This window comes from Sphaerisporangium album, assembly GCF_003323745.1.
Classification (GTDB): Bacteria; Actinomycetota; Actinomycetes; order Streptosporangiales; family Streptosporangiaceae; genus Sphaerisporangium; species Sphaerisporangium album.
In genome coordinates this window covers 73,368-96,688 of sequence record NZ_QOIL01000002.1, presented here as the reverse complement: position 1 = coordinate 96,688, position 23,321 = coordinate 73,368, and the positions used below count along the sequence as shown (strand labels likewise).

Annotated in this window: 21 protein-coding genes and 1 pseudogene; 10 read left to right on the top strand and 12 right to left on the bottom strand. The window is 71.8% G+C overall.

Features of this window, described 5'->3' with window-relative positions:
• Position 1: 1 nt before the first annotated feature.
• The 4 genes and pseudogenes from infB to rimP all read right to left on the bottom strand — a co-directional run.
• A complete protein-coding gene (gene infB, locus DQ384_RS03080) occupies positions 2 to 3,247 on the bottom strand; it encodes a translation initiation factor IF-2 (protein WP_425451413.1) in 3,246 nt (1,081 codons plus the stop codon).
• Between the two features lie 211 nt (positions 3,248 to 3,458).
• Positions 3,459 to 3,752: a YlxR family protein gene (locus DQ384_RS03075; protein ID WP_114027477.1), complete on the bottom strand. Its 294-nt coding sequence runs from the start codon at positions 3,750 to 3,752 to the stop codon at positions 3,459 to 3,461.
• Positions 3,736 to 4,785, bottom strand: coding sequence for a transcription termination factor NusA (gene nusA / locus DQ384_RS03070; RefSeq protein ID WP_114027138.1), 1,050 nt, complete (start codon positions 4,783 to 4,785; stop codon positions 3,736 to 3,738). Before nusA ends, DQ384_RS03075 begins: the two co-directional genes overlap by 17 nt.
• Before the next feature lie 146 nt (positions 4,786 to 4,931).
• Positions 4,932 to 5,402: pseudogene (gene rimP / locus DQ384_RS03065) on the bottom strand (ribosome maturation factor RimP); the annotation flags it as partial.
• Positions 5,403 to 5,584: 182 nt separating this feature from the next.
• Here rimP and DQ384_RS42045 point away from each other — a divergent pair.
• From DQ384_RS42045 to DQ384_RS03055, 3 genes are all read left to right on the top strand, one after another.
• Positions 5,585 to 6,100, top strand: coding sequence for a hypothetical protein (locus DQ384_RS42045; protein WP_220182758.1), 516 nt, complete (start codon positions 5,585 to 5,587; stop codon positions 6,098 to 6,100).
• Positions 6,097 to 6,594 (top strand): ferritin-like domain-containing protein, encoded by a 498-nt coding sequence (locus DQ384_RS42040; protein ID WP_220182757.1) that lies wholly within the window; start codon positions 6,097 to 6,099, stop codon positions 6,592 to 6,594. Before DQ384_RS42045 ends, DQ384_RS42040 begins: the two co-directional genes overlap by 4 nt.
• Positions 6,595 to 6,656: 62 nt before the next feature.
• Positions 6,657 to 6,851 carry a DUF4236 domain-containing protein gene (locus DQ384_RS03055; RefSeq protein ID WP_114027135.1) on the top strand — a complete coding sequence of 65 codons (195 nt, stop codon included), beginning with the start codon at positions 6,657 to 6,659 and terminating at the stop codon, positions 6,849 to 6,851.
• Between the two features lie 160 nt (positions 6,852 to 7,011).
• On the opposite strand, the gene DQ384_RS03050 is transcribed toward DQ384_RS03055, so the two are convergent.
• A complete protein-coding gene (locus DQ384_RS03050; RefSeq protein ID WP_114027134.1) occupies positions 7,012 to 8,760 on the bottom strand; it encodes a proline--tRNA ligase in 1,749 nt (582 codons plus the stop codon).
• Between the two features lie 325 nt (positions 8,761 to 9,085).
• Between DQ384_RS03050 and DQ384_RS03045 the strand changes: the two genes are divergently transcribed.
• Positions 9,086 to 10,426: an FAD-dependent oxidoreductase gene (locus DQ384_RS03045; protein ID WP_114027133.1), complete on the top strand. Its 1,341-nt coding sequence runs from the start codon at positions 9,086 to 9,088 to the stop codon at positions 10,424 to 10,426.
• Between the two features lie 16 nt (positions 10,427 to 10,442).
• Here the strand turns inward: DQ384_RS03045 and DQ384_RS03040 are convergent, their stop codons facing one another.
• The 4 genes from DQ384_RS03040 to DQ384_RS03025 all read right to left on the bottom strand — a co-directional run bounded on the left by DQ384_RS03040 (position 10,443) and on the right by DQ384_RS03025 (position 14,050).
• Entirely contained in the window at positions 10,443 to 11,627 is a 1,185-nt protein-coding gene (locus tag DQ384_RS03040; RefSeq protein WP_114027132.1) for a DUF6986 family protein, read from the bottom strand.
• Between the two features lies 1 nt (position 11,628).
• Positions 11,629 to 12,309: a copper homeostasis protein CutC gene (locus tag DQ384_RS03035; RefSeq protein WP_114027131.1), complete on the bottom strand. Its 681-nt coding sequence runs from the start codon at positions 12,307 to 12,309 to the stop codon at positions 11,629 to 11,631.
• Between the two features lie 130 nt (positions 12,310 to 12,439).
• On the bottom strand, positions 12,440 to 13,054 hold the full coding sequence (locus DQ384_RS03030; protein WP_114027130.1) for a GNAT family N-acetyltransferase: 615 nt from the start codon (positions 13,052 to 13,054) through the stop codon (positions 12,440 to 12,442).
• A 246-nt stretch (positions 13,055 to 13,300) separates the two neighbouring features.
• Positions 13,301 to 14,050, bottom strand: a complete 750-nt coding sequence (locus DQ384_RS03025) for a GntR family transcriptional regulator (protein ID WP_114027129.1) — start codon at positions 14,048 to 14,050, stop codon at positions 13,301 to 13,303.
• 150 nt (positions 14,051 to 14,200) lie between these two features.
• On the opposite strand from DQ384_RS03025, the gene DQ384_RS03020 reads away from it, so the two are divergent.
• The 6 genes from DQ384_RS03020 (at position 14,201) to DQ384_RS02995 (ending at position 20,020) form a co-directional block, all read left to right on the top strand.
• Positions 14,201 to 14,545, top strand: coding sequence for a hypothetical protein (locus DQ384_RS03020; protein ID WP_114027128.1), 345 nt, complete (start codon positions 14,201 to 14,203; stop codon positions 14,543 to 14,545).
• 627 nt (positions 14,546 to 15,172) lie between these two features.
• Entirely contained in the window at positions 15,173 to 15,787 is a 615-nt protein-coding gene (locus tag DQ384_RS03015) for a flavin reductase family protein (protein WP_114027476.1), read from the top strand.
• A 33-nt stretch (positions 15,788 to 15,820) separates the two neighbouring features.
• Entirely contained in the window at positions 15,821 to 16,579 is a 759-nt protein-coding gene (locus DQ384_RS03010; protein WP_114027127.1) for an SDR family oxidoreductase, read from the top strand.
• Between the two features lie 129 nt (positions 16,580 to 16,708).
• The gene (locus DQ384_RS03005) at positions 16,709 to 19,234 is read left to right on the top strand and encodes a M14 family zinc carboxypeptidase (protein ID WP_114027126.1); all 2,526 of its coding nucleotides are present in this window, start codon (positions 16,709 to 16,711) and stop codon (positions 19,232 to 19,234) included.
• A gap of 154 nt (positions 19,235 to 19,388) precedes the next feature.
• The gene (locus DQ384_RS03000) at positions 19,389 to 19,622 is read left to right on the top strand and encodes an antitoxin (RefSeq protein WP_147268610.1); all 234 of its coding nucleotides are present in this window, start codon (positions 19,389 to 19,391) and stop codon (positions 19,620 to 19,622) included.
• A complete protein-coding gene (locus DQ384_RS02995; protein ID WP_114027124.1) occupies positions 19,619 to 20,020 on the top strand; it encodes a type II toxin-antitoxin system VapC family toxin in 402 nt (133 codons plus the stop codon). Before DQ384_RS03000 ends, DQ384_RS02995 begins: the two co-directional genes overlap by 4 nt.
• A gap of 55 nt (positions 20,021 to 20,075) precedes the next feature.
• On the opposite strand, the gene DQ384_RS02990 is transcribed toward DQ384_RS02995, so the two are convergent.
• From DQ384_RS02990 to DQ384_RS02980, 3 genes are all read right to left on the bottom strand, one after another.
• Complete coding sequence (locus DQ384_RS02990) at positions 20,076 to 20,924, bottom strand: ATP-grasp domain-containing protein (RefSeq protein WP_245966220.1); 849 nt, start codon at positions 20,922 to 20,924, stop codon at positions 20,076 to 20,078.
• A 96-nt stretch (positions 20,925 to 21,020) separates the two neighbouring features.
• Positions 21,021 to 21,692 carry a TetR/AcrR family transcriptional regulator gene (locus DQ384_RS02985; RefSeq protein WP_114027123.1) on the bottom strand — a complete coding sequence of 224 codons (672 nt, stop codon included), beginning with the start codon at positions 21,690 to 21,692 and terminating at the stop codon, positions 21,021 to 21,023.
• 75 nt (positions 21,693 to 21,767) lie between these two features.
• Positions 21,768 to 23,222, bottom strand: a complete 1,455-nt coding sequence (locus tag DQ384_RS02980; RefSeq protein ID WP_114027474.1) for a DHA2 family efflux MFS transporter permease subunit — start codon at positions 23,220 to 23,222, stop codon at positions 21,768 to 21,770.
• Positions 23,223 to 23,321 lie beyond the last annotated feature (99 nt).

Here is a 23,321-nt window from a genome sequence, read left to right as displayed (position 1 = left end):
GTCAGACGCGCGGCTTCTCCCGCATCTCGAACGTCTCGATGACGTCGTCGATCTTGATGTCGTTGTATCCGAGGCCGATACCGCACTCGAAGCCCTCGCGGACCTCGGTCGCGTCGTCCTTGAACCTGCGCAGGGACGACACCGTGAGGTTGTCGGCCACGACGACACCGTCGCGGATGATCCGGGCCTTGCTGTTGCGGGTGATCGTGCCCGAGCGGACCAGACAGCCCGCGACGTTGCCGATCTTCGGAACCTTGAAGACCTCGCGGACCTCGGCGGTGCCGGTCTGGGTCTCCTCGAACTCCGGCTTCAGCATGCCCTTCAGGGCCGCCTCGATCTCCTCGATCGCCTGGTAGATGACCGAGTAGTAGCGGATGTCGACGCCCTCGCGCTCGGCCAGGTCGCGCGCCCGCACCTCGGGGCGCACGTTGAAGCCGATGATGACGGCGTTGTCGTCCGCGATCGCCAGGTTGACGTCGTACTCGGTGATGGCGCCGACCGCGCGGTGCAGCACCCGCAGCCGGACCTCCTCGCCGACGTCGATCTTGAGCAGCGCGTCCTCGAGAGCTTCCACCGAACCGGAGACGTCACCCTTGATGATGAGCTTGAGCTCGTCGGTGTTGCCCTTCTCCATGTCCTGGAACAGCTCTTCGAGCGTGCGGCGGCGGCTGGACTTCGCCATGTCGGCGATGCGCTGCCGGGCCACCCGCTGCTGGGCGATCTGCCTGGCCATCCGGTCGTCGCTGACGACGATGAAGTTGTCGCCGGCGCCGGGGACGGCCGTCAGGCCGAGCACCAGGACCGGACGCGAGGGGTCGGCCTCGCTGACCGGCTGCATGTTGTCGTCGAGCAGCGCCCGGACGCGGCCGTAGGCCTCGCCACAGACGATGGAGTCGCCGACCCGCAGCGTGCCGCGCTGGACCAGCACGGTGGCCACGGGACCACGGCCCTTGTCGAGGTGCGCCTCGATCGCGATGCCCTGGGCGTCCATCGTCGGGTTCGCCCGCAGGTCGAGCTCGGCGTCCGCCGTGAGCAGGATCGCCTCCAGCAGGTCGTCGATGCCGAGACCCTGCTTGGCGGAGATGTCCACGAACATCGTCGAGCCGCCGTACTCTTCGGCGACCAGGCCGTACTCGGTGAGCTGGGCCCGCACCTTCGTCGGGTCCGCGCCCTCCTTGTCGATCTTGTTCACCGCGACCACGACCGGCACGTTGGCCGCGTGGGCGTGGTTGAGCGCCTCGATGGTCTGCGGCTTCACACCGTCGTCGGCGGCGACCACCAGCACGGCGATGTCGGTCGCCTGGGCACCACGGGCACGCATGGCGGTGAACGCCTCGTGACCCGGGGTGTCGATGAAGGTGATCTTCCGCTCGTTGCCCTCGTGCTCGGTCGCCACCTGGTACGCGCCGATGTGCTGGGTGATGCCGCCGGCCTCGCGGGCCACCACGTTGGTGTTGCGGATCGCGTCCAGCAGCTTCGTCTTACCGTGGTCGACGTGACCCATGACGGTCACGACCGGCGGACGCGGCGCGAGGTCGGCCTCGTCGCCCTCGTCCTCGCCGAACTCGATGTCGAAGGACTCGAGAAGCTCGCGGTCCTCCTCCTCCGGGCTGACGACCTGGATGGCGTAGTTGAGCTCGGCGCCCAGGAGCTGCAGGGTCTCCTCGTTCACCGACTGGGTGGCGGTCACCATCTCGCCGAGGTGCAGCATGATCTGCACCAGCGACGCCGGGTTCGCGCCGATCTTGTCGGCGAAGTCGGACAGCGAGGCTCCGCGCGGAAGGCGCAGGGTCTGGCCGGTGCCACGGGGAACCTGCACGCCGCCGATCGACGGCGCCTGCATGTTGTCGAACTCTTGACGCCTCTGGCGCTTGGACTTGCGGCCACGCGTGGGGCGCCCGCCGGGACGCCCGAAGGCGCCCGCCGTGCCGCCACGGCCACGACCGCCGCCACCACCGGGACGACCGGCGAAACCACCGCCGCCGCCACCACCGCCGGCACCGGCTCCCGCGCCGCCGGGACGACCGCCCGCACCCGTGCGCGGACCGGCGAAACCGCCGCCGCCACCGGGACGAGGACCGCCGCCGCCACCGCCGGGACGGCCACCGCCGCCACCGCCGGGACGACCGCCGCCGCCACCGCCACCGGGACGACCGCCGCCGCCACCGCCACCGCCGCCCCCACCGGGGCCGAGCGGACGCGAGGGCATCATCATCGGGTTCGGACGCGGACCACCGGGACGGGGACCGCCCGCACCGGGACCGCCGCCGGGACGCGGACCGGGCACCGGGCCCGGACGCGGGCCACCCGCACCGGGCGCGCCGGGACGGGCGCCGGGCGGACGCGGCATCGCGCCGTCGCGGGGGCCGCCTTCGCGACGCGGCTCGCGAGGACCGTCACGGCCGTCGCGGCGCGGCTCACGGGGGCCGCCCTCACGGGGACCACCGTCACGACCGGGAGGGCCACCGCCCTCGCGGCCCGGACGCGGCGGGCGCTGGCCCATGCCGCTCGCGGTGGACGAGAACGGGTTGTTGCCCGGACGCGGGCCGCGCGGGCCCGGCTTCGGGCCGCCGGGACGCGGCGCGCCACCGGACGACGGGGCACCGGACCTCGGGCCGGCGGGCGCGCCACCAGGGGCGCCGCCGCCGGGAGCGGAGGACGCCGCCGGACGCTGCGCGGGGCCGGGACGGGGACCGGGCTTCGGACCGGGGCCGGGCCGGGCGCCCGGGGACGCCGAACGGGGCGCCTCGGAACGCGGGGCGTCGGAACGCGGCGCCTCGGAACGCGGCGCTTCCGAGCGCGGCGCTTCGGAACGTGCCGCCTCCGGACGCGGGGCCTCGAACCTCGGAGCCTCCGACCGCGGGACCTCCGGGCGCGGCGCCGCCGGCCGAGAAGCCTCGGGACGCGGCGCCGGGCGAGGAGCCTCCTGCGCCGGCTGCTGGTTCACGTGGGGCATCGGAACGGGCGGACGCGGCGCGACGTTGCCGGGACCGGCGTTACCGGGACCCGGGCGCGGCCCGGGACCGGGACGCGGGCCGGGGCGCGGAGCCCCCTGGCCGGATGTCGCACCGTTGCCGGCCGGGCTCGGACCCGGACGGGGGGACGCCTTCGGCGCCCTGGACGACCTGTCGCCGCCCCTGGAATCGGAGGAGCCCTTGAGCGCCTCCGTAAGCTTGCGGACCACCGGCGCCTCTATCGTTGAAGACGCCGATCGCACGAACTCGCCCATTTCTTGGAGCTTGGCCATCACGACCTTGCTCTCGACTCCGAACTCCTTGGCGAGCTCGTAGACTCGGACCTTCGCCACTGCACTCCCTAACTCGGCCCGGGAGGCTGTGCCGCCGGACCGTCGCTACCTAGACGTACTCATCGCCGCATGCTCATCAGGCGCTCATCGCTATCTGACCCGCCTATCGACTCGGCGTCCTACATGACAGTTGGTAACCATTCACCCGGTCCTACTCGGCGTCAAGCCCCGCGAGACAAGCCCGCACGCACGCCGCGTCGAGCGGCCCCGCTGTGCGGAACGCACGCGGGAACGCCCGGCGACGTTCGGCGAGCTCCAGGCATCGCAGAGCCGGATGCACGTAGGCACCCCGGCCCCGCGACCGGCCTCGCTGGTCGGGAACGATCTCGTTCTCGACCACCACCAGGCGGAGCAGCTCGGACTTTACCGTGCGAACCCGGCAGCCCACACATGTTCTGAGAGGGGCCGCCCGGCCACCGTATTCAAGCTTACCTTGTGGAGGCATCGGCGGGACCGACGGCATTCCCCGTATTCCCCGCATCTCCGGAATCCCGGACGTCCCCGGGCGCGGCGGCCTGGGTGTCGGGGCGGATGTCGATGCGCCAGCCGGTAAGGCGAGCGGCGAGGCGGGCGTTCTGCCCCTCCTTGCCGATCGCGAGCGAGAGCTGGTAGTCGGGCACGGTGACCCGCGCCACCCGCCCGTCCAGATCGATTACCTCGACATGGGAAACCCGCGCGGGCGACAGGGCATTCCCGACGAACTCGGCGGGATCCTCTGACCAGTCGATGATGTCGATCTTCTCACCGTGCAGTTCGGTCATCACGTTGCGGACGCGCGACCCCATCGGGCCGATGCACGCGCCCTTGGCGTTGACGCCGCCCCGCCGCGAGCGGACCGCGATCTTGGTGCGGTGGCCGGCCTCCCGGGCGATGGCCGCGATCTCGACGGTGCCGTCGGCGATCTCGGGGACCTCCAGGGCGAACAGCTTCTTGACCAGGTTCGGGTGGGTGCGCGAGAGCGTGACCGACGGCCCCTTGTGCCCCTTCTTCACCTGCACGACGTAGCAGCGCAGCCGCTCGCCGTGGACGTACTCCTCACCGGGGACCTGCTCGTTGTGCGGGAGGATCGCCTCGATCTTGCCGAGGTCCACCAGCACCACGCGGGGGTCCTTGCCCTGCTGGATGACGCCCGCCACCAGCTCGCCCTCGCGGCTCGCGAACTCGCCGAAGTTGATCTCGTCCTCGGCGTTCCTGAGCTGCTGCAGGATGACCTGCTTGGCCGTGGTCGCGGCGATGCGGCTGAAGTTGCCGGGGGTGTCGTCGTACTCCCGGATCACCTGGCCTTCCTCGTCGAGCTCGGAGGCCCAGATGCTCACGTGCCCGGAGGCGCGGTCCAGCTCGGCACGCGCCTTGCCCGCCGCGCCCTCGGTGCGGTGGTAGGCGATGAGCAACGCGTCCTCGATCGCCTTGACGACCAGGTCGAAGGAGATGTCCTTCTCCCGCTCCAGGCTGCGCAGGACGCTCATGTCAATGTCCACAAGGCTCCCCCTTAGCCCTTGGCGCCGTCGCCGCCGGCGTCGTGTTCTTCGTCTTCGTCTTCGTCGTCCGTGTCTTCCACGTCGTCGGTGTCGTCGGTGTCGTCGGTGTCGTTCATGTCCAGGTCGTCCACGTCTTCTTCCAGGTCCTCCGCGCCGTCCGGCCGGCTGAACTCGACCTGGACCCGCCCCTTGGCGAGCTCGTCCCAGGCGAGCAGGCGCGTCGCGCCCTCCACGGACAGCTCGACCCCGGCGTCCAGGGCCGACAGGACGCGACCCTCGACCGAGGTGCCGTCGCGCAGGTCGGCCTTCACCAGCCTGCCCTTGGCCCTGCGCCAGTGGCGCGGCTCGGTGAGCGGGCGGTCGACCCCGGGCGAGGTGACTTCGAGGACGTACGGGCTGCCGCCCATCGCGTCGCTCTCGTCGAGCGCCTTGGAGACGAGCTGGCTGACGTCGGCGACCTTGTCGAGGCTCACGCCGCCGTCGCCGTCGACGATGATGCGCAGGAGCCGCCGCTTGCCGGCGGGCGTCACCGTGACGTCCTCGAGATCGAGGCCCTCGACGGCGACGACGGGTTCGAGAAGCTTGATCAGGCGGTCACGTCGAGCATCGGCGCCCATGCTGACCTCCCATTGATTATCGGCCGTCCGAACACGGCGGCCGAAGGCGTACCTCGCCCCAACGGTTCACCAGCCTATCGACACCACGACGCGGAAAGAGCGCCACTCGGTCACCCACCGCTTCCCGCGCCGTACGATGCTATGTGCCAAGCCAGCAAAAGCCGTCATCCACGGGAGGCGCCGTGCGTCAGCGTGCCGTGTCCCGGCGCGCGGTGCTGCGCGGCACCGCCGCAGGGGCGGTCGCCGCGGCCGTCGCCGGCTGTTCCACCGGGCGGGAGGTCACCTCCCCGTCCACTCCTGCCCCGCCAGACCCCGAGACCGTCCTGGTCACCAAGGTCATCGCCGACAAGGAGCGCATCGTCGCCCTCTATCGGCAGGCCGCCGCGCCCGGGTCCAAGGCCGCCGCCGCGCTGCTGCCGTTCCAGCGGCGCCACGAGGCCCACATCGCCGAGCTGCGCCGCCGCCTGCCGAGGACGCCGAGGCCCGCCACTCCGGCCCCGTCGGCGCCCACGCCCTCGGCGTCGGGTTCGGCGTCATCGGGCAAGGTCTCGATCGGCAGGCTGCGCGAGGCCGAGCGCAAGGCGGCGGCCACCCGGCCGCGCCAGATCGGCGACGTCTCCCCCGCCCTGGCCCAGCTCCTGGCCTGCATCGGCGCCTGCGAGGCCGCGCACGTCGCCGCCCTGGCGAGGGTGTCGTGACCGGCGCGCCGCAGCCGCTCAGCGCCCTGAACAAGGTGCTGGACGCCGAGCACGCCGCCGTGTACGCGTACGGCATCGTGGGCGCGCGCACGAGCGGCGGGCACCGGTCCTCCGCGACGGACGGCTTCAACGCCCACCGCGCCCGCCGCGACCAGCTCCGGGGGCTGATCGCCGCCAGGGGCGGCACCCCCTCGGAGTCGGGTGCGGCCTACGATCTCCCGTTCCCGGTGAACGCCGCCTCCGACGCCGCGCGCCTGGCCGCCCTGGTGGAGGACCGCGTCACCGCCGCCTACCTGGAGCTGGCCGCGGTCGAGGACGCCTCGCTGCGCCGGCTGGCCGCCCTGGCCATGCAGGAGTCGGCGGTCCGGGGGTACGGCTGGCGTCCGGCCATCGCGGACCTGCCCGGTTGGACCGCTCCGGTGGGCGCCTCGCCGCCCCCGCAGCCGATCACTCCTCCGCCGGTTTCCCTTGGCCGGCAGGACTTGTCGCGATAACTCCACGTTTGTCGATCACGTCCCGGGTAGTTGCCCGTCCATCGGACAGCACGGAGGGACACATGGGCTGGAGTTACCGGAAGTCGATAAAGATGGGGCCGTTCAGGCTCAACCTCTCGCGCAGCGGCGTCGGCCACAGCTACGGCGGGCGCGGATTCCGGGTCACCAAGACGGCCGACGGGCGCCGCACGATCACCGTGAACCTGCCCGGCGGCTTCCACTGGCGCAAGACGCTCGGCAGCGGCAGCCGAGGATGACCCTGCCCCGGGCCCCGGGCGCTCTCACACGCGGAGCAGCCGGCCGGGCCCGGTGGCGGCATATGACCGGCGCGCCGTACCGCCGACCCGGCACGGTGCGCTGTGAAAGGGGCTCGCCGCCCGGGCCGCGGGCGGCGAGCTCCTCGCCAACGCGACAGGCTCAGGCCTCCGGTACCGCCGCGGCCAGCACCCGGGCGGCGGCCTCGGAGAGAGGGATCTCCTCCTTGACCCCGCTCGCGCGGTCGCGCAGCTCGGCGACCCCCTGCGCGAGGCCGCGGCCGATGATCAGGATCGTCGGGACGCCCAGCAGCTCGGCGTCCTTGAACTTCACCCCGGGCGAGACCCCGGCGCGGTCGTCCACCAGCACGCGAAGGCCCTTGGCCTGGAGCTCCTCGGCCAGCCGCACCGCGACCTCGACCTGGTTCTCCTTGCCGGTGCCGACGATGTGGACGTCGGCGGGCGCGACCTCGCGCGGCCAGACCAGGCCGAGCTCGTCGTGCTTCTGCTCGGCGAGGACGGCCACCGCCCGCGAGACGCCCACGCCGTAGGAGCCCATGGTGACGCGGATCGGCTTGCCGTCGGGGCCGAGCGCGTCGAGGGAGGCGGCGTCGGCGTACTTGCGGCCGAGCTGGAAGATGTGGCCGATCTCGATGCCCCGGTCGATGGAGAGCCGGTGGCCGCAGCGGGGGCAGTCGTCGCCCGCGCGGACCTCGGCCGCCTCGATCGTGCCGTCGGCCTCGAAGTCGCGCCCGGCCACGACGTGCGCCGCGTGCCTGCCGGCCTCGTTGGCGCCGGTGACCCAGGCGGAGCCCGCGACGACGCGCGGGTCGACCAGGTAGCGGATGCCCAGCTCCTTGAGGACCTGCGGGCCGATGTAGCCGCGCACCAGGCCGGGGTGGCGCTCGAAGTCGGCGGCCTCGAAGATCTCGGGAATGCCCGGGGAGAGGGAGGCCTCCAGGCGCTTGAAGTCGACCTCGCGGTCGCCGGGCAGGCCGACGATCAGCGTCTCGGTCTGGTCGGAGCCGGGGGTGCGCACCTTGACCACGATGTTCTTGAGCGTGTCGGCGGCGGTGATGCCGAGGCCGTACCGCTCGTTGACCAGGGAGACCAGCGACTCGATGGTCGGGGTGTCCGGCGTGTCGAGCACCTCCAGAGCGGGGTGCCCGGCGGTGACGGCCGGGGGCGCGGGGGTGACGACGGCCTCGGCGTTGGCGGCGTACCCGCAGTTGTGGCAGGCGACGAACGTGTCCTCGCCGGTCTCGCAGGGGGCGAGGAACTCCTCGGACGCCGAGCCGCCCATGGCGCCGGACACCGCGAAGACGATCTTGTAGTCGATGCCGAGCCGGTCGAACAGCTTGATGTACGCCTCGCGATGGAGCTCGTAGGAGCGCTTGAGCCCGTCGTCATCGAGGTCGAAGGAGTAGGAGTCCTTCATGAGGAACTCGCGGCCGCGCAGGATGCCGGCCCGGGGGCGCGCCTCGTCACGGTACTTTGTCTGGATTTGATAAAGGATGACCGGATAGTCCTTATAGGAGGAGTACTCCCCCTTGACCATGTCGGTGAACAGCTCCTCGTGGGTGGGGCCGAGGAGGTAGTCGCCGCCCTTGCGGTCCTTCAGCCGGAACAGCGTGTCGCCGTACTCGGTCCAGCGGCCGGTGGCCTCGTAGTACTCGCGGGGCAGCAGCGCGGGGAACAGCACCTCCTGGCCGCCCATCGCGTCCATCTCCTCGCGCACCACGCGCGCGACGTTCTCCAGGACGATCTTGCCGAGGGGCAGCCAGGAGTAGATGCCCGGGGCGACGCGGCGGACGTAGCCGGCGCGGACGAGCAGTTTGTGGCTCGGCACCTCCGCGTCCGCCGGATCCTCACGCAGGGTGCGCAGGAACAGGGTGGACATACGCAGCAGCACGGCTACTCCTCGGTCGCGGGTTTGACAGGTATACAGGCTATCGAGTCCGGCGCCCCTCCTCGCCCCGATAACGACCCCACGCGCGCCCCTGCCCACGACCACACATTCCGGCGCGCCACGCCTCCATGCGCCCCCTGCCGTCCATAGGCTGGGCATGTGAGCACGCGGCTCCCTCCCCCGGACGCTCCGTGCCTCGGGGGTGACCGGACCGCGTTATCTCAGTTGTCTCGACGACCTCCGGCACGCGAGTCTGGCCGGGACGATCGTGTTCCGCGAGAATCGCTCCAAGACGATGTGGGGTGAGATGCCCCGCTTAGGAGGCCACATGTCCCTGCGCGTGGCGATCGTTGGATCGGGCCCGGCCGGCATCTACACGGCCGAGGCGCTGACGAAGCAGGCGGGCGAGCCCGTGGAGATCGACGTGCTGGACCGCCTCCCGACCCCGTACGGCCTGGTGAGGTACGGCGTCGCCCCCGACCACACCTCGATCAAGTCGATCGCCGGCTACCTGCGGCGGGTGCTGGAGCTGGATGCAGTGCGGTTCCTCGGCGGGGTGGAGCTCGGGTCGGACGTCACCGTCGAGGAGCTGACCGCGAGCTACGACGCGGTGGTCTACTGCACCGGCGCCATGGTGGACCGGCACCTGGGCATCCCCGGCGAGGACCTGCCGGGCAGCGTGGCCGCGACCGACTTCGTGAACTGGTACTGCGGCCACCCCGACGTGCCGCCGGACGCCTTCTCCCTGGACTCGCTCGGCAACCCCGAGGTGGCGGTGATCGGCGTCGGCAACGTCGCCGTGGACGTCGTGCGCGTCCTGGCCAAGGCCGCCGACGAGCTGCGCCCGACCGACGTGCCCCAGGAGGTGCTCGACCGGCTGGCCAAGAGCCAGGTGACGGGCATCCACATGATCGGCAGGCGCGGCCCCGAGCACGCCAAGTTCACGCTCAAGGAGTTGCGCGAGCTGGGCGAGCTCGCCAACTGCGACGTGCTGGTCCGCCCCGAGGAGGCCGGCGCGGGCGGGCTCGACGGGCTGCCGCGGCAGATCCGGGGCAACGTCGAGGTGCTGCGCTCCTGGTCGGCGCGCGCGGCCGAGGGGCGTCCCCGCCGCCTGGAGGTGCGGTTCTGGCTGCGCCCGGTCGAGATCCTCGGCGCCTCCCGGGTGGAGGCGCTGCGGCTGGAGCGCACCCGCCTGGTGGACGGACGGGTCACCGGCACCGGCGAGTACGAGACGATCCCGGTGGGCATGGTGCTGCGCTCGGTGGGCTACCAGAGCGTCCCGCTGCCGGGCGTGCCGTTCGACACGGCGACCATGACCGTGCCGAACGTCGCCGGACGGGTCGGCGAGGGGCAGTACGTCGCCGGGTGGCTCAAGCGCGGGCCCACGGGGGTCATCGGCACCAACAAGTCCGACGCCGCCGAGACCGTCCGCACGCTGCTGGCCGACCTGGCCGCGCGCCCCGACCGCTCGGGCCCGGCGGTCCGGCTGGACGATGTGCTGGCGGCGCGCGGGGTCTCGCCGATCACCTACGACGACTGGCTGGCGATCGAGGGCGCCGAGGCGGCGCTGGCCGCGGCGCTGGGGCGCGGCGAGCACGTCAAGCTGGTCGGACGGCCCGCCATGTTCGCGGCCTGCGGGCGCACTCCCCCGGCCGTGCCCATCGGCTGAGCGCCCCGCGCCGCGCTCAGTCGTCGCCCAGGGCGAGGCGGGCGCGGCGCAGCGCAGCGGCCAGCGTCTTGATCGTCGCGGGCTCGTCCATCACGCCGCCGTCCGCGTCCCGCCGCGCCTCCCACGCGCGCACACGGCCCGCGTAGGCGTCGCGGTGGGCCAGGTGGAAGGCGTACACGGTCGCGTACCGGCTGACCAGGTGGGAGGGGTGCATGTCCCAGCCCTGGTAGAAGCCATGGCGCAGCGAGTGGCGCACCATCGCGGCGTGCGCGCGCCACAGGGCGTGGACGTCGCGCGTGTCACCGGAGGCGGGCGAGGCGGCGAGCGAGCCGTCCGACAACTCCACCCCGGTGCCCGCGAGCGCGACCCGCATGACCTCGCGGGCGTGGTCGCACACCGGGTGGTCCAGGCGCTGCTCCCCGGGCGGGAGGCCGCAGGCGGCGGTGTAGTCGAACACCCCGAAGTGCGCCGCCGCGAGGCGACCGCCCAGCGCGGGGACAAGGCCGGGCGAGCGGGCCAGGAACTGGACGGTCTGCGGCGCCTCGACCTGCATCTCGAACCGCAGCGTTCCCGCCGCGAGCCCCAGGCCGCCCTCCAGGACGGCAAGGACCGCGACAAACTGCCCCAGATACGCCTCCATAAGGACTTTGGGGAAGGTGACCGTGAAACCGGGCGGCAGGTGCCCGGCCCGGTCCGTCACGCCCGTCAGGAAGCCGTCCAGGGTCCGCACAGCGCGCGCGGGGTCGCCGTCCGCGAAGGACTTGATCCGCAGGCCCCAGCGGCGCGGCAGCGTCCCCTCGGCGCTCATGGCGGCCACGGCCTCCGCGGCGGCGTCCGCGTGGGCGTCCTCCTCGCCGGGACGGACGCCGTACCCGTCCTCGAAGTCGACGCGCAGGTCCTCGACGGGCTCGGCCGCCAGCTTGCGCGCCACGCGGCGGCGCACGTCGGCGGCGAGGTCGCCGGGCGGCACGCCGAAGACGTCCGTGAGCGCGGCGTCGCCGGGGAGGTGTGCCTCCAGCAGCTCCAGGGCCGTCTCTCCCCAGGCGCGGACGGTGCCGCGGCCGAAGCGGTCGGCGGGCACGTACACGGTGTGCACGGGCTGCCAGGCGGACGGCGGGCCGGGGTGGCGCTCCTCCTGCTCGGCGAGGGCCGCGGTGAACCCGGGGACCACGCGCGGCTGGTCGCCGAGGGTGAATCGCACGTCAGACCGTGTCCACCAGGTGCCGCCAGCGCCGTACCCGCTCGGCGTCGACGGGATGGGACCAGGACTCGCGCACGGCGCCGCCCACGTGGAAGGCCCGGACGCCGTAGTCCAGCAGCGGGGGCACCAGGTGGGGTTCGAGCCCGCCCCCGGCCAGGATGATCGGGGCGTCGCCCGCCTCGGCCCGCGAGCGCAGCACGGGCAGCCCGGCGGCGATGCCCGAGGGCGCGCCGGAGGTCAGCACGGTGGCGAGGTTCGGCAGGAGCCGCACGGCACGCCAGCTCGCCTGCACGTCGGCGGCGTTGTCCACCGCGCGGTGGAACGTCCAGGGCAGCGGAGTGACCGCCTGGATGAGGGCCTCGGTGGCGGCGAGGTCGACCGCGCCCTCCTGGTCGAGGAAGCCGAAGACGAACCCGGCCGCGCCCGCCTCCGCGAGGGCGCGCACGTCGCGTTCCAGACCTTCCAGCTCCTCTGGACCGACGGTGAAGCCCGCGTTGCAGCGGAGCATCACCATCTGGGGCAGCGCGGACTCCTTGGCGATCGCCGCGACGGTCTCGGCCGCGGGGGTGAGCCCGCCCACCGAGATGTCGGCCACGATCTCCAAGCGGTCCGCGCCGCCCTCCTCTGCGGCCACGGCGTCGCGCACGTCCAGCGCGATCACCTCAAGCAGCGATCCGGTCATGGGCCAGAGGCTATCGGACCCTCATGTCCGGAGTTGGACCGCTACCACCCACAGGCCCTCACCTGTCCGGGATTGGACGGTCATAAAGGATCTTTCCCAGGTCGGCGAGGGCGTTTGGCATGACCGGATCTCATCGGGCGCGCACGTGCGAGGGAACCCGCCGGCGTGCGCGCGGGGCGGCGTGCGCGGTCGGGTCGGCGGCCCGCTGGAACAGGGCGCCGGAGGCCCGGTGGGGCAGGTCGACCGTCCGGACGTGGCGGAAACCGAGCTTGCTGTAGTAGCCCTGCAGGTCGGGGTTGTCCTTGGAGCAGTCCAGCCGCAGCCACCGCCTGCCGCTGGCGGCCACGCGCAGCGCCGCCCAGTCGAGCAGCGTCTCTCCGAGGCCCCGGCCCGAGAACGCCCGCCGCACCGCGAGCTTGTGGACGTACAGGCCCGTCTCCGGGTGGTCCGAGCGCCGCCAGAACTCGGGGTCGGCGTGGTCGTCCAGGGCCATGGTGGCCGCCGGCCCGCCGGTGCCGTCCTCGCCGTCCTCGCCGTCCAGCACGTACAGGGTGCCCGCGGTGATCAGCGGCTCGATCCGCGCGGCGGGGAACCCGCCGGCCGGCCACTGCCGGATGCCGCGGCCGTTCAGCCAGCCCGCCGTCTCCGCCAGGAGCGCGAGGACGCCGGGAAGATCGTCGAGGGTGGCCGTACGGAGGGTGAGGGAGCTGAGGGACTCGGCACGCTGGAGGGTGTCGGAGAACATGGTCGATCCTTTCGTCGCCGTGGGTGACGCCTCGGGCACAGAGGGTGTCCGATCGGGGGCGTGCGGCTTTCTCAGTGAAGGCCGGTGCGAACGGCGTTCGCCGCAAAGCGGGCGAACCGGGCGGGCGAGCCGTGCCCGACGGGCCCGGCGCGCACGGCCGGCGCGTCAGCCGGAATGCGGCCCCTGCCCGCCCCCACGGCGGGCCCGCGCGGCCGCGTCACCGCGTGGAGAGCGGCGCGCGCGAGGTCAGCTCAGTTCGAGCTCGTACCTGATCAGATGCTTGTCGGCGGGCAGGACCGACACGGCGACCCGGACCGGGGTGTCCTCACGGTCGTATCCGACTCGGACGTAGACGACGACGGGGGTACCCGGTTCGAGCTGCAGGCGCGATGATTCCTCGGGAGTCGGCATACGTGCGGAAATGTCGTCCACAACGCGGACCTGCCGGTGGCCCAGCTCCTCCAGGACGCGGTTGGCGCCGCGGGTGATGTCCGCGGGCCGCGCGATCTCCGAGTCCCGGACGAGCGCGTGCGGGAAGTACGAATCGTTGGTGTTGTACGGCTGGTCGTCGACGTACCGCAGGCGGCGGCGCACCACCGCGAAGGCGTGCTCCTCCAGTTCGAGACGGGCGGCGATCTCCTCGGGCGGCCGCACGATGGAGACCTGGATCTCCTGCCCCGGCTTGCGGCCCTCCTTGGTGACGGCCTCGGCGAACGCCTCCCGGCGCAGCACACCGGGCGAGGCGCCGAGCTCGTCCTGCGGGCGCATCAGCAGCGCGCGGCGGTCGCGGACGAAGCTGCCGCGGCGGCGCATCCGCGTGATGAGACCCTCGTTCTCGAGTTCGGCCAGCGCGAGGCGTACCGTGTTGCGGCTGACCTCATGGCTGTCCATGAGGTCCATCTCCGTCGGCAGCTGGGCGCCCGGCCCGAGCTCACCGGAATAGATGGCCCTGCGCAGCTCGCCGGCCACCTGCTGATACAGCGTCGACCGTGCCAAATCTCACCTACGGTTCCGTCCTTTTGTACCTACGAATCTAGACGATCTCGATCTGACAGCAAACAACCCCTTGACCCAAGCGTCTCCACCCCGCATTATCCAAACGTTGGTACAAATCCATCAAAGGGCCGGCGAGGGGGTGAGGGGCCTGTGCTGGCAGTCCGAGCGGGCACGCCATATCTGCCCTGGCATGATCCGCGCGAGGCGACGCGTCTACTGCGCTACGCGCTGCATCGCGAGGGGTTCACGCACACGTACCAGAGCAGCGGCAACGGGATGTCGGTGCTCTCGGTCACGACCGAGCTGACCGTCTGGTGCAGGAAGGGCTCGTTCGTCTGGAGCGAGGACGGTCTCACCGTCACGCATCCGGCGGCCGATCCGGTCGGCGCGGCCCAGCTCGTCAAGCGCCATCTGCGAAGGCCCGCCGACGAACGCGCCCAGGCCTCAGGGCCGCGCGAACACGGCGAGGAGCCTCCCACAGACTCCGTGCGATGAACGGCGGCCAGGACCCCAACCCTCGCCGGGGTCCTGGACGTCGCGCCGGGGCGAACGTGTCCTGGCGGGTCCCCCACGCCCGCCAGGACACGTTTTCGTTTCTCCGGGAGTCCGGGCGTCCGGGCCCCGCGTCTCCGGCTGGACGTGTCCGCCGCTCTCATCACGGTCGTCCGGGACTACGGTGACCGTCAACCCGTCGGCGGGGGAAATCGGTCCCTCAGGTATGCGATTTCGGCATTTCTGACTGACGCACGCCGCGCCGCCTTCGCCTGGCCGCGTCCGCGTGCCATCGGCGTGACGGCCCGGTGACGGGACCGGGCCGTAGGGGGTTGCGGACGTCCGCGTGAGGAGTTCTCGGAGAATGCGGTATATCCGACACCGCCCCCCTGTCGTACCGGCGCGACCCCTACCCCCCCTAGGGTCCGTTTCGGACGCCACCCCGTCCCCAACGGCGCTGATCACACCACCTCCGACGTCGACCAGGCAAGCAAGTGCTTGGTCGATTCGGCTCGGCGGCCCCGGCGCGTCCCGCGGGCCCGGCGGGCTCCACTCCGTCATCCCGCCCTTGACCTGAACCACCGTTGAGGTTGCATGCTGGTCGCGGAGACCAAGGAGGCGAGTACGACGATGAGCACCCCAGCGGCACGGCTGGCCACGCCGCGCGGGGCAGTCACCGCCCACGGGCATCCCGGCACCGTACGCGAGGACCCGCCCTCCCTTCTGACTCCCGTTTCCGGCGACAGGCACGCGGGCGACACGGCGGCGGTCGACCCGCGCCACTTCAGGAACGTGCTCGGCCGCTTCGCCACCGGCGTCGTCGCGATCACGGCCATCGACCCCGCGACCGGCGAGCCCTGCGGCCTCGCCGCCAACTCCTTCACCTCGGTGTCCCTCGACCCGCCGCTGGTCGCGTTCTGCGTCGCCCACACCAGCACCACCTGGCCGAGGCTGCGGTCGGCCGGCCGCATGTGCGTGAACGTCCTGGCCGACCACCACGAGGACGTCAGCAGGCAGCTCGCGGCCAGGGGGCCGGACAAGTTCGCCGGCCTCGCCTGGACCTTCTCCCCCGGCGGGCACCCCCTCATCGACGAGACCCTGGCGTGGATCGACTGCTCGGTCGAGGCCGAGCACGTCGCCGGGGACCACATCATCGTCGTCGCCCGCGTCCACGACCTCGGCGCGCACGCCGACCGGGGGCCCCTCGTCTTCTTCCGTGGCTCCTACAACCGGCTCGACGGATGACGCGAAACCGGCCATGAGGCATAGTCGGGTTACATGACGCTGTTCTCGGTGGAAGGCAAGACGGTCGTCGTCACCGGCGGCTCCCGGGGGATCGGGAAGATGATCGCCGCGGGGTTCGTGGCCGCGGGCGCGTCCGTCTACATCTCCTCCCGCAAGGCGGCCGAGGTCGAGAAGACCGCAGCCGAGCTCGGCTGCGTCGCCGTGCCGGCCGACCTGTCGACGCCCGAGGGCGTCGAGACCCTGGTCGGGACCGTCGCCGGGCGCGAGGACCGGCTGGACGTGCTGGTGAACAACGCGGGGGCCACCTGGGGCGCGCCGCTGGAGGAGTACCCGGAGCACGCCTTCGACAAGCTCTGGGGCATCAACGTCAAGGGCGTCTTCTTCCTCACCACGCGGTTCCTGCCGCTCCTGCGCGCGTCCGCGTCGGCGGAGGACCCGGCGCGGGTGGTCAACATCGGGTCGGTCGACGGGCTGCGGGTGCCGGTCGTCGAGAACTACGCGTACTCGGCCGCCAAGGCGGGCCTCCACATGCTCACCCGTCACCTGGCGATCAAGCTCGCGCCGGAGTTCATCACGGTCAACGCCATCGCGCCCGGCCCGTTCGAGTCCAAGATGATGGCCTACGCGCTGGACGACCCGGGCACGCGAGCCGTGGTGGAGTCGCAGGTCCCCCTGGGCCGCATCGGACGGCCGGACGACATGGCCGGGGCGGCGATCTACCTGGCGTCGCGCGCGGGGGCGTACCTCACCGGCGCGATCATCCCCGTCGACGGCGGGATCACCGCTTCCTGAGCCACCAGAGAGCACCCCTAAGGCCGCGATCAGCCTGAAACGGCTAGATCACGGACATAGACCACAAATGTAACGTAGACCTAAAAATCCTCTCTTGTCACGGACAAATCGTCATGAAACGGTTGCGGCATGATCAACCGTTTCACGGTGGTCGTGTCCGCCCTCGCGGCGGCCGCGATCGTTCTCCCCGCAGGGGCCGCCCAGGCGACTCCCACCCACACCCCACCGTCCGGCACGTGCGACCCGACCGGGACCACGCCCGTATATCGCAACAAGGTGCCCGCCCCCAAGACCGTGCTCGGCTTCGACCTCGGCCAGCAGGAGGTCACCTCGGCCCAGTCCGACAGCCTGCTGGACACCATCGACAAGGCCACCGACCGCGTCGTCACGGGCACCCTGGCGACCACCGCCCAGGGCCGCCCCGTGCGGTACGCCATCGTCGGCGACCCCGCCAACGTCACCAAGGCCGGGCTCGCCACGACCGAGCTGGCGATCAAGGCACTGCGCAACCCGCTGACGCCCTCCGTCCTCGCCACGCGGCTCGCCAAGCACACCCCGGCGATCCTGTGGGTCACCGGCAACGTGCACGGCGGCGAGGAGAGCGGCACCGACGCGGCCCTCAAGACGCTCTACGACCTGTCCGACCGCGACGACTGCGCCGCGCGCAAGATCCTCGACAACGCGATCGTGGTCGTCGTGCCGACCCAGAACCCGGACGGACGCGAGGCGGACACCCGGCGCAACGCGTACGGCTTCGACATGAACCGCGACTGGTTCGCGCGGACCCAGCCGGAGACCGACGGCAAGCTGGAGCTCCTGCGCAAGTACCCGCCGCAGCTCTACATCGACGCGCACGAGCAGGGCGGGACCAAGTACTTCTTCCCGCCGAACGCCGACCCGATCCACCACGACATCGCCGAGCCGGCCTACGACTGGATCAGCAACCTGTACGGCCAGTCGATGATCGACGAGTTCACCAAGCGCGGCATCCCGTTCACCAACCGCGACGTGTACGACATGTTCTACATGGGGTACGGCGACACGGTGCCGACCGCCGGGTTCAACGCGGCCGGGATGACCTTCGAGAAGGGCGGCAGCTCCCCCATCGCCGTCCGCGCCTTCGAGCAGTACCTGACCCAGTGGGTGTCGCTGTCGGCCGCCGCCTCCCACAAGGAGAGCATCCTCACCACCTGGCACGGCATGTACGTCGAGGCGCTCAAGCAGGGCCTCGCCGGCAAGCTGGAGCCCAACCAGGTGTACAACCCCGGCCACGAGGTCATCACCCAGGTGCCCGACCGCCCCGTCCGCCACTACTTCCTGCGCGCCGACGACCCGGCCAAGAAGGCCGCGGTCGAGTCGATCGTGCGGCGCCTCCAGCGCATGGACGTCCAGGTGTTCACGCTGGCCAAGTCGATCACCGTCCCGGACTACAAGGAGTACGGGCGGGCCCCGGGCCGCGCCACGCTGCCCAAGGGCACGTACTGGATCCCCATGGCGCAGGGGCAGAAGCACTGGATCCAGGCGATGCTCGGCGAGGACAGCTACACGCCGTTCCCCTACTTCTACGACGTGACCGCGTGGAGCCTGCCGCTGCTCGCCAACGTGTCCGGCGGGTCCTCCGGCAGCGTGCTGCTCCCGCTCGGCATCCCGGCCAGGCAGATCCCCGCCGTGGTCTCACCCCCGGCCCCGGCCAAGAAGCCGGCGGTCGGCGTGCTCGAACTGTCGGCCACCTCGACGTCCACCGTCGAGTCCCTCGGGTGGCTGCGCCAGCGCCTGGACCGCGAGTGGAAGCTGCCGTACACCAAGCTCACTCCGGCGGACGTGGCGTCCGGCAAGCTGTCCGGTGTGCAGGTGCTGCTCGTCCCGGACGGCCCGGTCTCCTCGGCGTCCACCGCGCTCGGCCAGGCCGGGCGTGACGCGCTCAAGGCGTGGGTGAACGGCGGCGGCCGGTACGTCGGCTGGGCGGGCGGCGCCGAGCTCGCGGCACTCGCCGGGGTCAGCACGGCCACCTTCACCGCGCCGACCTCCGACGTCCCCGGCTCCCTGTTCCGCGTCAACGTGGCCTCCGGCCCGCTGGCCGCCGGGGTCGGCCGCTCGGCGTGGTCCTTCTACTCCTACGACTCGCTGATGCGGGCCTCCGACCCGGCGCAGGTCGTCGCCTCCTACCCGGCCGCGACCTCCCCCGACTGGTTCGTCTCCGGCTTCGAGGTCGGCGCCGAGGAGCTGGGCGGCACTGCGGCGGTCCTGGACGAGCCCGTCGGCGCGGGGCACGCGGTGCTGTTCGCCGCCGACCCCAACTTCCGCGCCCTCACCGACGGCACCGCGCAGCTGGTGGTCAACGCCATCACCGCCGACCTGCCCTCGGGCGCGGCCGCCCGTACGCTCGCCGCCGCCCCGAAGGCCGCGGCCGTCGTGCCGGCCGACCACGAGGCGGCGATCCGCGTCACCGTGGCCGCGGCCGACCGCGCCAAGGTCGCCGCGGCCCTGACCGGCCTCGGCGCGAAGTGGACCGAGCAGACGGGCCCCTCCGGCTCCGTCCGCTTCGTCGTCGACAACCCTGAGGGCCTCGCCGCCGAGGAGCACCCCTGGGCCGCCCACCTCCCCGCGACCCTCCGCACCGCCGGAGTGACCCCCGTGGCGGTCGTCCTGCCGTAACCCCCTCCGACCCCTGCCCCAAACCGGCCCGCGCCGCCGAAACCCCAGCGGCGCGGGCCGCGTTCGTGAGAGGATTTCACCGTTCGTAGTCACGACGACACGGAAGGCGACATCCCCCTTGTCTGCTCTTGCAATGGAGCCATACAGTTGCTGTATGGCAACGGTAGAGATACCCGACGTGCCCGATGAGCTGGTGAACGCCCTCAAGGCCCAAGCCGCCGACCGCGGCCTCACCCTCACCGCGTACCTCCGCGGAGAACTCTCCCGCCTCGTCGGCATCTCTCCCAACGCCCACGTCGTGGAGCGCATGATGCGTCGTGACCGCACGGGAGGCCCGACCACCGAAGAGACGGTCGCCCTGATCCGACGGGTCAGGGACGCGTCGTGATCGTGATCGATTCGTCGGCGATGGTCGACGCCCTCGTGGACTATCCGGTCAAGACGGACCTCATGGACTTGATCGCGGAGCAGGAACTCCACGCGCCCGCGCTTCTGGACTTCGAGGTCACCAGCGCCATCCGAGGTCACCTCCTTGGCAAGAAGCTGAACGAGTCGCAGATCGACGGCGTCCTGGGCGAATTCAACTCGCTACGTGTCAGGCGCTACCAGATGAACGGTGCGCTGCGGCACCTGCTCGACCTCCGTGACAACTTCACCACGTACGACGCCGCTTACGTCGTGCTGGCCAAGGCCCTCAACGCTCCCCTGCTCACGGCCGACGTGAAGATGAAGACGGCGCAGAAGTTCGGCGTCCAGGTACGGATTGCCCGTAACACCGACATGTGACGTCACCTCACACCAATGGCCGGCGCCCGAGACTCGGGGCGCCGGCCATTGCTGTTCAGAGGAGGTCGCGCAGGGCCTTGGTGAAGCGTTCGGGGCTGCCGGGGGCGAAGGCCAGGTAGAAGTACGGCTCGGTGAGTTCCAGTTCCATGAGGGCCGGGGTGCCGTCGGGGAGGCGGACGAGGTCCACGCGGGCGTACAGCAGGGTTTCGGGGATCTCGCCGAGCGTCTTCTCGGCGACCGCCACCTGGTCGGGGGCGGGGTCGCGCAGGTCCGCTCCGACGTGGTTGGCGCGGGGGGCCGCCGTGCCGTCGGCGAGCATCGCGGTGCGGCGTACGGCGTGGCTGAACCGGCCGCCGAAGTACAGCAGCGACAGCTCGCCTTCCTCCTCGACCATGCGCAGGTAGGGCTGCACCATCGCGACCTTGCCCGTGGCGACGATCATCTCGGCCTGACGCGTGGCCTCGGCGGCGTCGCCGGTGCGGATCGTGTCGCGCGCCCCCGCCGAGACGGACGGCTTGACGACGTACTCCTCCCCCGGCCGCCACCCCGCCCACGACGAGACGTCCGTGTCGTCATCCGGGCCGACCCAGTGGGTGGGCACGATCGGGACGCCGCCCGCTTCAAGGTCGCGCAGGTAGGTCTTGTCGGTGTTCCGCTCCAGCACGGACGCGGGGTTGAGCAGCCGCGTCAGCCTCCCCACCCGGTGGGCCCAGTCCACGAACTCCTGGCGCCGGTCCACGTAGTTCCACGTCGACCGCACCACGGCGGCGTCGAACGACGCCCAGTCGGCGGACGGATCGTCCCAGCTCACCGCCGCGCCGTCGATGCCCGCCTCACGCCAGTACGGGAGCACGACCTCCCTGTCGTCGTCCGGACCGTCATAAGTGACATACGCGATCTTCACCCGCAGCTCCATCCCGTGGCCGACGTGTCAGTACCGCGAGCATCGTACGGACATGTCATCACAAGGAAGTTGACCGGGTCGTTACCCGGGCGTGGGTCAGCGGGACGGCCTGAACGCGCGCAGGAAGGTGTCGACACCCGCCGCGACGGCCCGCTCCAGCGTGGAGGCGTCGATCGGGCGGCTGCCGAGGGCGGTGAGGGAGGGAATCTCGGAGCCGATGAGGGCCTGGAAGTGGGCGGCGGCGCGGACCGGGTCGGCGATCTCCAGGTGGCCGGCGTTGGCGAGCCGGGCGAGCCTGCCCGCCAGCGCGTCGGCGGTGCGGTCCGCCCCGGTGACCAGGACGGACTCGTACAGCCCGGGGAAGTGGCCCGCCTCGGCGTACAGCAGGCGTTGCAGCGCCCACGCGTCCTCGCCGATCATGCAGTCGACGAGGCGCATGGCAACGGCCACCAGGTCGGCGCGGAGATCGCCGGGGTCGGCCGGGAAGGACCGCAGGGCGGCCTGCACCTTCTCGGAGGAGTCGCGCGCCGCTTCCTCCATCACCGCGCGGAACAGGTTCTCTTTGCCGCCGAGGTGGTTGTAGATCGTGGGCTTGGCGACCCCCGCCTCGGCGGCGATCATGTCGACGCTCGCCTGCGCGTACCCCTCGCGGGCGAACACCTTGGTGGCCGCCGCCAGGATCGCCCGGCGCTTGTCGATGCGCCCACGGGCGGACGCGGCGGGGGGCACAGCGGCGGGCGGGGTGGTGGTCGTCTCCGCCGGGCTCATGCGTGCCAGCCTACCAACCGGCGCGGTTACCTGGCCTGACCGGTTCATCCGCCTGCACCGGCCACGGACCCGGCGTTACCGGCCCTCTTGGGGGACGGGCACGGCGTCCACGGGCTCGCCGACCGGCGTGGGGCCGGGCGGGACGTCCTTGGACGGGCGGCCCGGCAGCAGCAGCCCCGCGGCGAGAATGACCAGGCCGCAGACGAACGGCCACAGGAACGCGTGCCCGGCCGCCTCGGCGAGGCTGCCGTTCCGCGCGCCGTGCTGCATGATCAGCGTGGTGACGGCGATGCCCAGCGACGCGCCGATGAGGTTCACGATGAAGATCGCTCCTGTGGCCGTGGGTACCTTCGCGGCGGGCACCGTGCGGTACAGCGCGCTCATCGTGGGCGGGCCGATGGCGGCCATCCCCAGGCCCGCTACCACCTGGGCGCCCGTCAGCAGGATCTGCGACGTCCCAGGCCCGGCGACGAAGTAGACGAACATGCCCGCCGCCACCAGCCCGCCGCCCACGGGCACCAGGATGTTCGAGCCTATGCCGTCCGCCAGCCTGCCCATGAACGGCGCGAGGAACGGCATGCCAAGCGCGAGCGGCACGACGAGCAGGCCGGCGGACAGGACGCCGTGGACGCGGACCTCCTGGTAGTACAGCGGCAGCACGAACAACAGGGCGAACAGCGTGCCGCCGACCAGGAACATGATGACGCAGCTCGCGGCGAAGCCCTTGCCGGCGAACAGCCGCAGGTCGATGAGCGGCGTGACCTTGGTCCGCAGCGCGTGCACGACGTACGCCGCGACCAGCGCGAGGCCCGCCGCCAGGCCGATCACGACGCGGGGGGCGCCGAAACCGGCCTCGCCCGCCTGCGACAGGCCGTAGACGAGCGCGGCGCTTCCCGGGCAGAGCAGCACGACGCCGAGGGCGTCGATCGGGGCGGGGCGCCCGAAGACGGGAGGGTCGGCGGGAATCGTGCGCACGGCGAGGGCCAGGGCCAGCGCGGCGATCGGCACGTTGAGGAGGAACAGCCATTGCCAGCTCAGACTCCCGAGGATGAGCCCGCCGAGCACCGGGCCGACGACCGGGCCGAGGGTGATGGGGACGGACATGATGCCCATCACGCGCCCCATCCGCGCGGGCCCGGCGGCCTGGGCGACGACGGTCATCATGATCGGGTCCACCATGCCGCCGCCGAAGCCCTGCACGACCCGGAAGGCGATGAGGCTGCCCGGGTTCCACGCGACCGCGCACAGCGCCGAGCCGACGAGCAGGACGGTCAGGCCGACGAGCCACATGCGCTTGGCGCCGTAGCGTTCGACGGCCCAGCCCGCGAGAGGGATCGCCGCCGCCTGGGCGAGCAGGTAGCCCGTGGCCACCCAGCCCATGGTGCTCAGGGAGGCGTCGAACGCCCCGGTCAGCGTCTTGATGCCGACGTTGACGACGGTCGCGTCCAGGTAGGACAGCATCCCGCCCACCACCATGACCCCGACCAGCCGCAGCAAGGCGGCATCGAGCCGATCGCTCCGTACGTCCATGGATTCCTTCTCCGTCACAACCGATTGGGATGTATTTTTGAACTCATGAGTTCATATCAGCGAACGTGACGGTAGCACGAGAGCGGCCCGATGACGAGA